At 55.1% G+C, this 14,366-nt stretch carries 9 protein-coding genes; 7 read left to right on the top strand and 2 right to left on the bottom strand.

The window, feature by feature from the left end:
* Window positions 1-15 precede the first annotated feature (15 nt).
* The 5 genes from CGZ80_RS21495 (at window position 16) to CGZ80_RS21475 (ending at window position 7,993) form a co-directional block, all read left to right on the top strand.
* Complete coding sequence (locus CGZ80_RS21495; protein ID WP_158222804.1) at window positions 16-2,235, top strand: TolC family protein; 2,220 nt, start codon at window positions 16-18, stop codon at window positions 2,233-2,235.
* Window positions 2,232-3,251, top strand: a complete 1,020-nt coding sequence (locus tag CGZ80_RS21490; protein ID WP_094417737.1) for an efflux RND transporter periplasmic adaptor subunit — start codon at window positions 2,232-2,234, stop codon at window positions 3,249-3,251. The genes CGZ80_RS21495 and CGZ80_RS21490 overlap by 4 nt, the downstream gene beginning before the upstream one ends.
* Window positions 3,248-4,657, top strand: a complete 1,410-nt coding sequence (locus CGZ80_RS21485; RefSeq protein WP_094417736.1) for an efflux RND transporter periplasmic adaptor subunit — start codon at window positions 3,248-3,250, stop codon at window positions 4,655-4,657. The genes CGZ80_RS21490 and CGZ80_RS21485 overlap by 4 nt, the downstream gene beginning before the upstream one ends.
* An 11-nt stretch (window positions 4,658-4,668) precedes the next feature.
* Window positions 4,669-6,897, top strand: a complete 2,229-nt coding sequence (locus tag CGZ80_RS21480) for a site-2 protease family protein (protein WP_094417735.1) — start codon at window positions 4,669-4,671, stop codon at window positions 6,895-6,897.
* 109 nt (window positions 6,898-7,006) lie between these two features.
* Entirely contained in the window at window positions 7,007-7,993 is a 987-nt protein-coding gene (locus CGZ80_RS21475) for an endonuclease/exonuclease/phosphatase family protein (protein WP_158222803.1), read from the top strand.
* A gap of 200 nt (window positions 7,994-8,193) precedes the next feature.
* On the opposite strand, the gene CGZ80_RS21470 is transcribed toward CGZ80_RS21475, so the two are convergent.
* On the bottom strand, window positions 8,194-9,564 hold the full coding sequence (locus tag CGZ80_RS21470) for an aminotransferase class I/II-fold pyridoxal phosphate-dependent enzyme (RefSeq protein ID WP_094417754.1): 1,371 nt from the start codon (window positions 9,562-9,564) through the stop codon (window positions 8,194-8,196).
* 378 nt (window positions 9,565-9,942) lie between these two features.
* On the opposite strand from CGZ80_RS21470, the gene CGZ80_RS21465 reads away from it, so the two are divergent.
* On the top strand, window positions 9,943-10,692 hold the full coding sequence (locus CGZ80_RS21465) for a (Fe-S)-binding protein (protein WP_094417733.1): 750 nt from the start codon (window positions 9,943-9,945) through the stop codon (window positions 10,690-10,692).
* A gap of 42 nt (window positions 10,693-10,734) precedes the next feature.
* On the opposite strand, the gene CGZ80_RS21460 is transcribed toward CGZ80_RS21465, so the two are convergent.
* A complete protein-coding gene (locus CGZ80_RS21460; RefSeq protein ID WP_233148574.1) occupies window positions 10,735-12,603 on the bottom strand; it encodes an NPCBM/NEW2 domain-containing protein in 1,869 nt (622 codons plus the stop codon).
* Between the two features lie 264 nt (window positions 12,604-12,867).
* Here CGZ80_RS21460 and CGZ80_RS21455 point away from each other — a divergent pair, with 264 nt between their 5' ends.
* Window positions 12,868-14,337 carry a class I adenylate-forming enzyme family protein gene (locus CGZ80_RS21455; RefSeq protein WP_094417731.1) on the top strand — a complete coding sequence of 490 codons (1,470 nt, stop codon included), beginning with the start codon at window positions 12,868-12,870 and terminating at the stop codon, window positions 14,335-14,337.
* Window positions 14,338-14,366 lie beyond the last annotated feature (29 nt).

The following is a 14,366-nucleotide window of genomic DNA, read 5'->3' as shown; positions in this document are numbered from 1 at the left end:
AAAGGAAGAGGTAGGATGCCTAATCTGAGCGGTCGGTCGGTGACCCTATTCATTGGGACAGTAATTGCTGTCGCAATGCCGGGGACGCTACGCGCTCAAAGGCCGAGTTGGGACGGTCTACCATCACTGCACTCCCCCGCGGAGCCAAACCAGTTTACAGGTGTCGACGAGAACACCCCTGACTTTCCTCCCGAGCCCCCCTCCGCATCCGATACTCCGCCAGCGAGTCTGATCGAAAAGGACTCACTACGATGGTGGAGCAATTCGCTCGCCGACCAGCTGACCGAACGTGACCGCTGGGTGAAGTTCGATATCGAAACGGTGTTACTCGATGCACTGGCCAACAGTCCACGCATCAAGAGCGTTAGCTATCAAGCCAGCAGCACATTTCAACAGATCATTCAGCAAGACGCGGAATTTGATCCAACGATCTTGCTGAGCTCTGACCTCGGTGCGACAAATGACCCGGTCGGCAACACGTTGACCACTGGCGGCGCCGATAGACTTCGTGAACGTTCGTTGAACTTTAAAGGCGGCGGCCGCAAACTGACACGCCGTGGTACCGAGGTCGAATGGACGCAACAGCTTGGCTTTCTGGACAGCAACAGTTCGTTTTTCGTGCCAACTGACCAGGGCAACGCGCGATTGAGTCTGGGGTTGACCAAGCCGTTGCTATCGCGGGGGAAACAGTTTTACAACGAACGACTTATCACCCAGGCGAGAATCGAAAGTCAGGCGTCTTGGCATGAAATGCGCGGTGCCGTCGAACAACGAATCGCGGACGTCATCAGTGCCTATTGGAAACTCTATGAAATCCGTGCGCAAGTTGCACAACAACGCGCACTGATGAACCGTAGCGAGTCGCTGGTCAAGATCCTCAACAGCCGCAAGGACTTTGATGCGGCTCGCATCGAGATCGTGAAAGCCCGTCAGCGGATGGCACGACGGAATGACCAGTTGATCGAGTTCGAGGCTGAGCTTAGTCGTTTGCAGTCGCGACTTTCCACTCTCGTCGGCAGCCAAGCCCTCAGCGGAACCGATCGGGATCTCGAATTGATCCCCGTCTCGCTGCCAGAGTTCTCTGATGAAACCTGGTCGCTCCGCGATGCGATGGCGCAAGCACTTGAATACCGGCCGGAAATTCGCGCCGCGATGAATGATGTCGAGTTGTCAGCACTCGAGCTGCGGATTTCGAAAGTCGAGCTGCAACCACAACTCAACTGGGTATTCAATGGCTACCTCTCACAGCTAAACGGATCGAGCCGGGTTGCGCGCTCCTTCGGAGAACAGTTTGCCAACGCGCCTGGAATCTCAACCGCTTTAGAATTCGAGCTTCCACAGGGCCGGCGATCTGCTCGTGCGTCACAGCGCGAAGCATTGCTGCGTTCAAAACAACGTACCGAGAAACTTCGCGAAGTTATTCAACAAACGCAATTCGAAGTTGAAACGGCGTTGATTGACATCGCACGGTTCTCCAAGCAACGTCGAATCAAAATTGACGTCCTTGAAATGGCAATTGATGAGGAAACGATTCTCACCGTCAACTGGCAGCTGATCGGTGGTGACGATTCTCGTGTGGGAATCAAACTCGAAAACCTACTCGACGCGCAGCAACGTCGGGCCGACGCCGAAAAAGACCTCGTCGCTTCCGAGTCGGCGTATATGACTGCGCTGATGCGACTGCAACGTGCCATGGGAACCCTTCTCGTGAACGAAGGAGTTCATCCGCACCAAAGTCATTGCACCGGCGACATCGAGTTTCTCACCGATTCGGTCGCATTGCCTTCCGCCCCGATTCAGACAGAAGCATTGGTCGAACCAACTGCTATAGAAGTGGAAGCACCAGTCCAAACGCTTGAGTCTCAACCGGATTTCGTTCCTGCTGAGATCGATCCACTCAGCTTAGACGCTGCCACCGCAGAGCCTTCGCAACCACAATCCGAAACGCCACTTGATAGCGGACCTTCGTTTCCGCGCCGATTGCCCCAACCGGATCAAGAATTGGTCCCAAGGCGATTACCTGCCCCCACCAAGCAGGTTGAGGAATCGCTCAAGGGATCTTCTGCGGCACAAGGTCCGATGTTACTTCCGAAAGTCGCTCGCACTCCATCCGGCAACACTTCTTCCGCGTCTGCCTTGCAGATGCCGAGTTACCCGGCGGCTGGAAATTCCATTCCGGTCGGCACTCTCACGAACCCGAACACGCGACAAACCTCACTCGGAGGCTGGCGATGATCACAAGTCTCGAACCAACGAAAAAGTCAACTTGCGATCGACGATTTGGCCGTCGCATGCTTCGATGCGTCTTGCTGGGGGCTTTGGTAACTCAGAGTGGTCCGAGCGGCTTCGCACAAGACGGAACGATCAATCCTACGTCACAGGGATCGCAAAGCTATCGTTCACCAAGCTTGTCGCTCGACTATGAAGGTTTCACGGAACCACGATACGACATTCTACTGGCCGCAACAGAAATCGGACGTCTGGACAGCGTTGATGTCGAAGTAGGCGATGTCATCGAAGAAGGTCAGGTCGTCGCAAAACTCGAAGATGGTTTGCAGGCAGAGGCGGTCGCGACTGCGGATTGGCGTTCCAAGATGCGTGGCGAAACCGATGCTGCCGAAGCCGACGTCAAACTAAAAGAACTGCGATTACAACAGCTACGGTCGCTCGAAGAGCAATCGATGGCTCGCCCCGATGAGTTGAAACGAGCAATGGCCGATTGGGAAATTGCTAAGGCGCGGCAATTGGCCGCCCAGGAGCAAGACCAATTGCGACAGCTGGAACTTCGTCGGTATCAACTGCAACTTGAACGTCGGAAGATCAAAGCGCCGATGCGTGGCGTCGTTGCCGAAGTCTTTCACGCGCCCGGCGAATACATCACGCCGGCTGACCCTGCCGTCATCCGACTAGTTGTCAACGAGCAGCTCTATGGCGTTTTCAACATCCCTGTCGAAGAAATCAGCATGATTCGACAAGGCGATATCGTTTCCGTTCACGTGATGAGTGTCTCAACCAGTATTAACGCCACCGTCGAATCGATTGCCCCCGATATCGATGGTGAAAGCGGCACGATCGAGGTCCGCGTCTTGATCGACAACCGCGACGGCAAACTTCGGTCGGGTGACCGATGCCAAATGAAGCCGATGCGTCGCAGTGCTGGGAGCTTCCCGACTCGGTTGCCGATCGCCTTTGGTCGATCACAATCAAAGACGCCAAACGCGGCACGCCAAGGAGAAAATAGAATCCGATGAACAGGGACAAGTCGGGGCAACCAGCCGTCTTGGCGTCCGACGTTGTGGCACCATTGCCCGTGACGTCACCCACGCGCCAAGAACGCACCTCCTCCGAATCGGAATCGATGATTGATGCGCGTTCGCTTGCCATTGTCGAGCAAATGGCTGCCGCATCCGACCGCACCGCCGCAATCACTTTGCTGGTGAAGTTTGTTAGCGAACAATACCCCGGTTGCTTGGTTCGCTGTGGAATTGGCGGAGCAACCATTCGTCGACTACTCGACAGCAAACTTGGCTGGCTTGGACCAGCAAGTGAATTGTTTCAACAAGCATCCGAAAGGTGGGACGAAGATGCGAAACTTATCCGAACACCAACCAGCGCAGAAGTCGCTTTCGATGGCGACCAGCTGACCGGAAGTTCGTTGAGCGGAGAAGACCGTAGCGTCCGCATGAACATCGATGACGAAATGGGGCTTGGACGCTGTGTCTTGTGGATCGAAGGCAATCGCGTGATCGAACGCGATCGCGTCTGGTTACGCCGGGCACTCCCATCCATTCGGTCTTTGTTGTGGCATCAAAGTGGCGGATGGTTAACGCAAACGGTTCGGCAACTGAGCGGTTACGGTTACGTTGCGCGGCTGTATATCGGTTTGGCTGTCGTTTCCTTTATCGTTTTGGCATCCTGGCCCGTTTCATACCGCGTTCGATGCGCCACCGTCGTCAGACCGCTTCATTCGCGAGTTATCTCGGCACCATTTGAATCGACGCTCCAGTCCGCCAATGTCCAAATCGGTGATGCGGTTGAAGCAGGCGACGTGCTCATCACGCTCGACGGTCGACCTCTTCGGTTGGAGCTCGACTCGATTGAAGCGCAATTGGCACAGGCCGAAAAGGAACGTGACATCGCGATGGCAACCGGAAAGGTTGCCGAGGGTCAACAGGCTGCGTTGCATCACCGCGAGCTGAGTCGAAAGCATGAATTGCTTTCGAACCGACTCAGACGATTGCAAGTAATCAGCCCAATCAGTGGGATCGTTGTCTCCGGTGACCTGGAGCGATCGATCGGCATGTCGATGCAAATGGGACATCCGGTACTCGAAATTGCACCGCTCGATCAGATGTTGATCGAATTAGAGATTCCTGAAGCGGAGGTGGGTTTCGTCGAGCCAAAAACACCTGCGCGTATTCGTTTGAGCGGCTTGCAAGACACCGTCATCGATCAGCCGGTCAAAGCGATTCATCCGTCCGCTGAGATTCGTGACGAGCAAAATGTGTTTGTCGCGACAATCGAAGTCAGCAACGCGGATGAATTGTTGCGTCCCGGGATGCGTGGTGAAGCAATTGCCTATGGTCCGATCCGGCCTTGGCTGTGGTCACATATTCGCGGCGGGGTAGAAAAAGTCCTTTGGTGGATCGGTATCTGAGAGGAATAGCGATGAGCCAATCGGGGATACCGAAACAACCGCCAGCGTTTGACGATCCACTTGCGATCCATATCAAGGTCGATCCTGCATTGCATTTCTCGTCCCGTGGTCACGGCGTCGAGACTTCCTACATCGCCAATGATACGCGTACCGGAAAGTTCTATCGTTTCGGTAACCGTGAGTACCATGCCGCCACGCTGATGGATGGCACACGTTCGATCAACGAAATCAGCGATCAGATTCAACTTGACGGTGTCTTTTGGTCGCCGAATGATGTGTTGAGTTTCGCGCGGGAGCTTGTCCAACACAAACTAGCGACCATCGGAACCACCGATAGCGACCTGCTGTCCGGTCCTTCCACGTCTCCTTCGATGACGTCGTCGAGCAACGTGGTGCCGGGTAATTCTTCAGGCAGCACAGGAAATGCCGCCGGAGTCGCTCCTGCGACTCCAGGTTTGCAACGTGCGGTCGGTCTGATGTCCAAATTGCTGTCTCAGCGATTTGCGATTGCCGACGGTGACCGGATCGCGATGCGACTCAGAACTCATGTGGGTTTTCTTTTTCACCCCTTGGCAATGTTCCTTTGCGGCCTGTTAATTATTAGCGGGATCGCAGTCGTCTGGAATCATCACGACGCCTTTGCCCTCGAAATCAAACGCATCTTTGATCGTGGACTTTGGTTGTGGATGGGTGTCCTTTGGTGCGTCCTAAAATTCATCCACGAATGCGGTCATGCGGTTTGCGCCAAACGCCTCGGTGTGCGAGTCGGCAAGATGGGCGTCATGTTGTTCCTCTTTGCTCCTCTAGCTTACGTCGATGTGACCGACGCCTGGCGACTACATCGGCGTCGCGATCGGGTTCAACTGGCACTCGCCGGCGTCTATGTCGAGCTAATCATTGGAGCGTTAGCGGCATGGATTTGGTATGTCGCACCGGTCGGGATGCTCAAACACTTTGCGGCACACGTCTTTTTGATCGCGGGGCCAGCAACATTACTGGTCAACGCAAACCCGCTACTCCGGCTGGACGGCTACTATGTTTTCAGCGATTTGCTGGAGATCCCCAACTTACGCGACCATGGTCGCAAGCGATTAGTCGCTTGGATTGAACGGATTTTGTTTCGCTTGCCTATGCCAGAGTGCCGTCTAAATGGTTGGCGACGCGATGTGGCGGTCATTCATGCATTTTGTAGCGTGATCTTTCAAGTCGTTTGGATGAGCGGCTTAGTCTTCGCCGTTTCGACTTGGGCAAAAGGTCTGGGCTTGGCGCTTGCCATCATCGCGACGCTACTTTGGGCCGTGCTACCTCTCGTCCAGTGGATGTACAAAATCTGGACGACCAAGCCCCGCGAAGGACTATGGTTAACGTTTTATCAGCGTCGGATGCTTGCGGTTGCCAGTTTCGTTTGCGTTCTGATTCATACGATGTTGGTCAACGCATCCCCGTTTTCCAGACGTGTTCCCGTTGTCGTTCGCTATCACAACGAACAAATTGAACGTGCGCCGGTCGGAGCCTTCGTTACCGGCGTCTACGTCTCTTGTGGACAACGAGTTGAGCGGGGGAAGTTGTTGCTCGAACTCGAACAACCCGACTTACTTGTCAAACGCAACCAATTAGTTGATCAACTTGACGCCACCTCTCGAAAGTCGATCCAACAACGTCGCAAAGGCGATATCGCATTGGCCGAAGCGTCAAACGAAAAAGCAGACAGTTTAAATCGCCAAATCACAGAACTTGATCGCCAAATCGCAAGTTTGCGAATCGTTGCGGACCGGAAAGGGCAGATCACTTCGCCAATGACCGATCGTTTGCTTGGTCGATTTGTAAAACAGGGCGACGAGGTGATTCGTGTTTCTGATCCACAGGAAAAAGAATTGCTTGCCGTCGTTGCGGAAGACAATATGGTGGCATTCCATAATGCAGTCTCTTCGCAAGACCCTGCAGCGATCAGACTTCGAGGTGGGCAGCGTTTCAATGTCTCTCTCGAACCGTTACAACCTTCAGCCACAAGGGCTTTGCCACATGATGCGTTGGCGGCGACCAATGGCGGCCCATTGGCGGTCCAACCGGGAAGCGATTCGTCACGTCCAATGCTCGTTCAACCACAACTGCAAAGTGTGATTCCGTTGGACGTCGTGACCAGCATGAAAGTCGAAAGCGGTCAAGTTGGCCGGTTAGTGATCCCAGACGATCGCACCATCGTCGCAAGGCTCTCAGACTACCTCTCCGAAAAGCCCTAGCTTCTTTGTTCGACCACTGATGACTGAATTGACGCAACCTGAACGATCAAACCTTTCGTCAGTAGAACCGCCCTCTGTTCAGACAACGAGCATTCTCCGAAAAGCCATTGTGCAGATCGGTCGACTGTTGACGATTGCCGTGATCGTTGTCTCGATCGTTAGCCTACCAGCAACTCGCTTCTGGCTGTCGGATCTACTCGCAAACCTACGTTTGCAAGTCATTCTCGCTGCCTCATTCGCTTTGCTATGGACTGCGGCGGCACGAACTTGGCGACAATCCATTTTGATCGCGATCTGCCTCCTATGGCATCTCACCTTTGTCGTTCCGCATGTCTGGAATGCGACGCGGCCTCAAACGGTACAAGATGGGCCAGCCAGACTAAAGGTGATGACGCTTAATGCGTTAACCAGAAACCCCCGTCACGAAGCAATCATTGCCCAAATCAGGGAGTTCGATGCTGACGTTGTCGCGGTGCTGGAACTCAGTTCTTCACTGGCGTCAAAACTGAGCGAACGCTTGACTGAGGAGTACCCGCACCAAGTCCTCCATCCGATGGACGATGGCAATTTCGGAATTGGGTTGATCAGCCGTCGAAAACTCGACCAGGTCGAGATCTTTGAATTGAACCGGCCGATCAAATCGATCCAAGTCAGTTGTGACGGATTTCGTTTGATTGCGACTCACCCGTTGCCACCGATGGGAGCACAACTTTTCCGCAGTCGCAACGAGCATTTGCAACAGCTCTCAGAACATGTCATCGAGTCCGAAACAGGCGATTCCGCTGGGACAATCGTCATGGGCGACTTCAATTTGACGCCTTGGTCGCCGGTCTTTCACCAGTTCGGAAATGATTGTGGACTTCGGCGGGCGGTCCTCGGATCGTCACTCACGCCCACATGGTACGCCAAACTGGACTGGTTTCCCTTTGGCCTCACACTCGATCATGTTTGGATCAGTCCCCAACTGGAATGCATCCGTTACCAGATCGGACGCGACGTCGGATCCGATCACCGAGCCGTCGTGGTCAGCTTAGCCAAACGTTCCGCTTCCACAACAAAAGACGCCGCGTTGAAGTCACCGCTTGGCGCTAAGTGACGGTTCACAAGTGGTCCCGTTACCGGCATGGCCGTTGTGGTGCACTTAGTCGACAAACAACGAAGTACCGAGCGTGATTTCGTCTGCCAGTTTTTACTTTGCCTGAGACCACACTCTTCGCGAAGACGCGAATCGGAGGCCACGATCGACACCGAAAGAGGCGTCGTGGAACTTATGTTTTTTCAAGCGGCTGATAGAGCCTAAGCTTCTTGGCTAAGGCACTTGGCGATCTGGCGGACTGCTTGACGAAGGCGGTGTTCGTTCTCGACGAGTGACATCCGCAGGAAGCCTTCGCCGGCGGCACCGAATCCACTACCGGGGCTGACGGCGACATTGCCTTGTTCGAGCAGCTTCATTGCAAAGTCCATGGTGCTCATCTTGCTGCGCCAAGGCTCGGGAACTTGAGCCCAAACGAACATGCCTGCTTTCGGCACTTCCATTTCCCATCCCAATCGACGCAGTCCGCTGACCAGCACATCGCGACGACTCTGGTAAATCTCCGATTGCTTTTCGACAGCGGCTTCGGTTTCACGCAGCGCTACGATCGCGGCGATCTGGATCGCTTGGAACATTCCGTAGTCGTAGTAGCCTTTGATCGTCCCCAGACCACGAACCATCTCTGGGTTGCCGGCACAGAAACCGACACGCCAGCCGGCCATGTTGTAGCCTTTGCTCATCGTGGTGAACTCGACACCGACGTCTTTTGCACCTGGCGCGGCCAAGAAGCTTGGCGGCATGTAACCGTCGAAGGCGACGTCTGCGTACGCAAAGTCGTGAATTACTAAGAAGCCATACTTCTTTGCCAAGCGAACAACATCCACAAAAAATTCGGGCTCGATCACGGCCGAACTTGGGTTGTGTGGATAGTTGACGATCAACAACTTGGGCGTCGGCGTCATGTTTTCGCAAGTGTAGGCAACATTGCGAAGAAACTTTTCAGGATCGGCAACATCCAGAGCGACAACGTTGCCCGAGGCCAAGATGACGCCGTACATATGCACGGGGAAGAACGGCGAAGGAATCATCGCCGTGTCACCAGGGCCCATCAGGGCCAAACACATGTGCGAGAAGCCTTCTTTGCTGCCCAAGCAGGCAATGATTTCTGAATCGGGATCAAGGCGAACGCCATACTTGCGATGGTATTTGCCAGCGAGTTCGCGCCGCAGGTTTGCGATCCCGTTCGACTTGCTGTAGCCGTGGTTACCCGGATCGGCGGCAGCGTCTTGCAACTTTTGGACAACGACTGGGTCCGGCGGGTCGGATGGGTTGCCCATGCCGAGGTCGATCACGTCGTCACCCGCACGTCGCTTTTGATACAGCAGGTTGTTGATACGGCCGAACATGTACGGCGGCAACCGGTCGACGCGCGCAGCCAGTTTGACTTCGAACGGCGGCTGAACCGGATCCGTGATAGGCGCATCGATCGCGGGAGCATCGATATTTGGCGAGTCTTCACCAGAAGTGGTGGCAGGCGCATGGTCCGTTGGGTTGCCCGCCGCTTCGTGAGAAACGTGCTCCAGACCGTCGGATTGTTCGCCCCGTGATTGTTCGTCCAAACTTGCTTCGCTCATAGTGACCGATCCACTGCTATGTCGTTCGGTGAAGTGATTTTTGAAAATGTCATCGCCAGAGGTTCTACACGCTCCCCCAGGTTGCAGGAACGCCGGCATTGTCGAAAGTTTTTCGAATCAAGCCCAGGGGTATTTGCCTGTTGCGTGAAAGTTCCTGCATTTTCCACGGCGTGACACGAGACAACAACGGCAGACACTGGCGAGATTCTTTCCCGAAAAGTCTGGCAAGTGCTCAAAACCGGCAGAAACTTGCTCCCGTCTACGCCCACCTTCCGACGATGTATACTGCATCCCTCATATGCCCACTGCCGCGTCCCATCCTAGCGTCCTGCCCCAGCGTCTCGGCACGTCTTCCCAATCCCGCCTAGCTTGCTCGCAATGACTGTTGCCTTATTTGTCCCCTGCTACATCGATCAACTGTACCCCGACGTGGCGATCGCAAGTCTCGAGTTGCTCGAACGCCTGGGCGTCGATGTCGATTATCCACAGGGACAAACATGCTGCGGCCAGCCGATGGCGAACACGGGATGTGTCGAGGACACACGACCAATCGCCAAGCGAACGGTGGAGATTTTCGCCGATTACGAAGCGGTCGTCTGCCCTTCGGGCTCATGCACGTCGATGGTCCGACACCACTACGCGCCGTTCTTTGATCCCGACGACGCGGCGTTCACACAGGTTCGCGACAACACTTACGAATTGTGTGAATACTTGCACGACGTCTTGAAGGTCTCGCATCTAGACGTTCGCTTTCCACATCGCGTTTCGCTACACCAGAGTTGCCACGGGCTGCGAGAACTTCGGTTGGGCCAAAGTAGCGAATCGATGATCCCGCGAGAAAACAAGGTACGAAACCTATTGAACTTGATCGATGGAATCGAATGGGTCGAACCTGAGCGGCCAGACGAATGCTGCGGTTTTGGTGGCACGTTCGCCGTCAATGAAGCAGACGTGTCGGCCGAGATGGGACGTGCACGCATAGCCGACCACTCAGGGAAAGGCAGCGAAGTACTCGTGTCGGCCGACATGAGTTGCCTGATGCATTTACAAGGCATCATCTCGCGCGAAAAAACGCCAATCAAGGTCATGCATGCCGCCCAACTGTTGGCCGGGCGGCCGCTGCGCTAGTTTTGTCTTCGATGCGAAGCGTCTGGTTTGCCGCTGCGACGTTTACCGCCGCAAGGTTGGTTCAATCCAAATCCCCCAATCGCCGCCGTTGCCGTCGCCACCGTTGGTGACCTGCAATGTAAGTCGTTTGACCTCGGTGACATCAACATCGAACGATTTTCCGTCACCGGAACCGACCTTACCCGATTGGAACAGCGTCTTGCCATCGCCTTGAATGATGAACTCGACTTGGCCGTAGTTGGCACCTTGGATTCCGCACTGGCCGCTCAACCGCTTCCATCGTTCGTTCAGAGAATAGACGTGTGTCGCCGGAGCGTGGGCATAGATTCCGTTGGCGAAGTAATCGCCGTCGATCGATAGCAATCCGCCGGCGCGTCCCGGCAAGCGGTTGTAAGTCGGACGCATCCATCCGACCGTCTCGGATACTGGCTTCAATTGGTTCAAAAACAGCACCGCGGTGGCATCGGGAACGCTATCGCTTTCAAAATCACCTACCGAAGTAACGTTCCGAAAGCGATCTAATAGACGTTCACCGATCGATCGTAGGTCCTTGTCATTTGCCGCGGCAAGTTCAAGCTGTTTCGTCGCCGCGTCCAGATCATTCTTTGAGAGCGCCTCGATCACTGATGCGAGACTTGTTTCGAGCTGAATGGTTGAGAGATCAACCTGCCCGTCTTTCGACACACGGTAACTCATCGTTTTCGTTGTCGTCGCACCATTCACGTGACAAGCGACCAAACGCAGCGCCGCTCCGCTGTTGACACGCAACGGGCCACTTTCCATTACGAAATTGCCATCCGCGTCAGGAACGGCCGTCGCTGTTGTTGCGTCATAGTCGCTTCCACCAGTTGCGTCGAAGTACGCCACGACGGCATGTACCGGAACCGCCGAATGCACTCTCGCACGAATCGTCATGCTTGGTGAGTCGCCCGTGCTGACGACGATGTTTTGGAACTCGGCCTTCACCCGATCAAACAACGAATCAGTAACTTTAGAATTAAATACCGGATGGGCAGCCAGCCGAAACGCATGGGCTTGCGTCAAGAAACTCCCTTTGCCTTCACCCCGTCGCTCTTCACCAAAGGTCCGATTGCCAGATCCCATCAGCGCGGTGCCGCGCCCCGATTGGTCGACACGCTCGCGACAGTGTGGTAACGACAATGCATGTCCGAGTTCATGGATCACGCCTCCGATAAAGATCGAGTTGTGTCGCCCGATCGTGATGCGACCGTATTGACCGTCGAGCAACGGGGTCGAATCAACCAAGCGTAGCGGGTCCAGAATTTGCGAATCACACTGCCATGCGTTACCGGACAAATGCGTCCCGCCACCGTAGTACGGACTGTGGTGTGTGATACTGCTTTTAACGGGATCGTAGTCCATCAAGTTGCAAAACATCAGCAGCACTGACTGATCGGGATTGATGCCTTGCTCGCGCAGAACGGGGACAATCTCGTTGCGAATTTTCGTGCCATCCGGCTTGTCGTAGAATTCATTCACGCCAACGACGTCGATGATTCGAACCAGCCCTTCTGAATCACGCAACACGCGCATCTTTCGATTTGCAAATCCGTGGTGCTCCAGTTCGGTTTCGTAAAACGTTGACGTCTCGTCCACAATCCGGCGCAAACGCTGGACATAATCCTTTGCCGGCTCGGTCCCTTTGGGAGTGAAATAGACAACCACGATTTGACCGGCCGAATCGATTGCCGCCTTGTCAACGGTTTGTCGGATTCGGCGTTCCGCGATGGTGACATCCGAAGGTGCTGTTTCAGGGGACGCCGCAGACAGCTTTGACTGGCACAACACACTACTGAGTGCAACACAGCACAGCGCAAGTCGGAAAAACATTTTCATGGTGGGCTTTGAAGGTGGGACGTCTTGGTGGGTGAAGTAACGTATCTTAATCATGTGCGACGCGTCGTTTTAGTTAGCGACCGGCGGCCCCCTCTGTCTAAGCCGGTCGAAGTATCCACCGCCCCGGAGTTAGTTGCGGTATCCCGACCGTTGCGGTCAATCGAGAAACGCAACCTTTTCTGATTCGTACCTAGTGCCTTGGTGTGGCAACGCGTATGGTGAGCCAGCCGTTCCAACCGGGAGCAAAAAACGAGACCTCCCATTTCGTCGATCAACTGCAAACGGCGTGAGCACCGCCGGATCCCTCGCCAAGTCAAAATGCCATCTACCAAGAATCTCGATCGACTTGACGATGCGCTGCGGGACAATGCCACGAAATACCCCAATCAACTGGCTCTCTGGACCGCGCGAACGGAATTCGCGGACTTGGCGAACGGTATCTCGTGGTCACAACTGGACCGATTCGTTACCAACCTTGCGCATCAGCTTTCACAAACCATTGGATCCGCGCAGGGTGACAAAGGTAATCGACGGATGGTCCACGCCGTCACCAACTCGATCGAAGATGTTCTGGTCGCCCTAGCATGTGCTCGAGCCGGACTGGTAGAAGTTCCGATTGATGCGGCGGGTGGCGAGGCGTACGTGCGGCGCTGCCGCGAAAAGGCCAACGGGTTCTGGATCGATCACGATCTTTGCTGCACCTTGATTGCACATGCAACGTCAATGCAGGTGGATTCTTCAGTGGAACGGCCTGCCATTGTCCGACCAGATCCGAATGCAGACGCATTGATCCTTTGGACAAGCGGATCAAGTGGCGATCCCAAAGGCGTCGTCTTGTCCCACAAGTCGCTCTATCTGAATGCCCATGCGAAGTTGGGCGCCGCAGAGCAGGATCATTCCGATCGACGACTCACCGTTCTCTCGATCAGTCATGCCTACGCGAGAACCTGTGACCTCGGTACATGGCTACTTTCCGCTTGCACGCTTGCGATCACCCGCGGCTACGATGGCTGGCTGGACGTCGCGCCAAGTTTTCAACCGACGGTAGCGAATGTCGTGCCTAGCTTGGCGGAACGATTGCTACACAACCCGATCGGATGCGATGCACTGCAGATGCTCGGCTGCGGTGGTGCGGCACTCAACGGCGCTCTCTTTGATGCCTGGACCGACCGTGGTGTGTGTGTGATTCAAGGCTATGGTTTGACCGAAACTGCTCCTGTGATCAGCAGCCAGACCCGCAACGATTCGATCGTCGGCCACGCGGGAGCGTTGGTTGAAAGCTGGGAGTATCGCATCGACGCCAGCGACAGGCTCTTCGTCCGTGGGCCTTGCCAGATGAAACGATACCTGGACGACCCAATCGCCACAGCGAGCCGCATCAACGCCGACGGCTGGCTGGACACTGGCGATGTCGTCAAACGGTGCGAGGTCACTGGACAACTACGGATCCTTGGACGCGCCGACGATCGATTGGTCCTCACGACGGGACACACGGTCGACCCGTTGAATTTGGAAAAGCGAGTGACTGAACTTTCGGGGGTCAAATCAGCGGTGGTCACCGCGGCGGCGGGCGGTCGCAAACTGATCCTGTGGATTGAATCCGACGAGCCCGACGCCGCGACGATGAAAGCACAAATTGACGCAGCCTTGGCAGGATTTCCGACTTGGGAAAGGCCGTCGCTAATCCGGACTTTTACGATTAACGAAGCTGAGCGGGCAATTTTTTTCAATCACAAGGGCACTCCCCGGCGGCGAAGGCTACTGGCCCATCTAGGCTCCCAACAATGAAAACTGGGGTCCCCGGATTCTGAACTTTA

It is taken from the genome of Rhodopirellula sp. MGV (genome assembly GCF_002251265.1).
Lineage (GTDB): Bacteria > Planctomycetota > Planctomycetia > Pirellulales > Pirellulaceae > Stieleria > Stieleria baltica_A.
This window is presented reverse-complemented; position numbering and strand designations above follow the sequence as displayed.

Excerpts from the sequence above, each read along its gene's own strand:
- CGZ80_RS21455 (WP_094417731.1), top strand. The coding sequence starts at position 12,868 with ATGCCATCTACCAAGAATCTCGATCGACTTGACGATGCGCTGCGGGAC.
- CGZ80_RS21460 (WP_233148574.1), bottom strand. The coding sequence starts at position 12,603 with ATGATTAAGATACGTTACTTCACCCACCAAGACGTCCCACCTTCAAAG.
- CGZ80_RS21480 (WP_094417735.1), top strand. The coding sequence starts at position 4,669 with ATGAGCCAATCGGGGATACCGAAACAACCGCCAGCGTTTGACGATCCA.
- CGZ80_RS21470 (WP_094417754.1), bottom strand. The coding sequence starts at position 9,564 with ATGAGCGAAGCAAGTTTGGACGAACAATCACGGGGCGAACAATCCGAC.
- CGZ80_RS21490 (WP_094417737.1), top strand. The coding sequence starts at position 2,232 with ATGATCACAAGTCTCGAACCAACGAAAAAGTCAACTTGCGATCGACGA.
- CGZ80_RS21495 (WP_158222804.1), top strand. The coding sequence starts at position 16 with ATGCCTAATCTGAGCGGTCGGTCGGTGACCCTATTCATTGGGACAGTA.
- CGZ80_RS21465 (WP_094417733.1), top strand. The coding sequence starts at position 9,943 with ATGACTGTTGCCTTATTTGTCCCCTGCTACATCGATCAACTGTACCCC.
- CGZ80_RS21485 (WP_094417736.1), top strand. The coding sequence starts at position 3,248 with ATGAACAGGGACAAGTCGGGGCAACCAGCCGTCTTGGCGTCCGACGTT.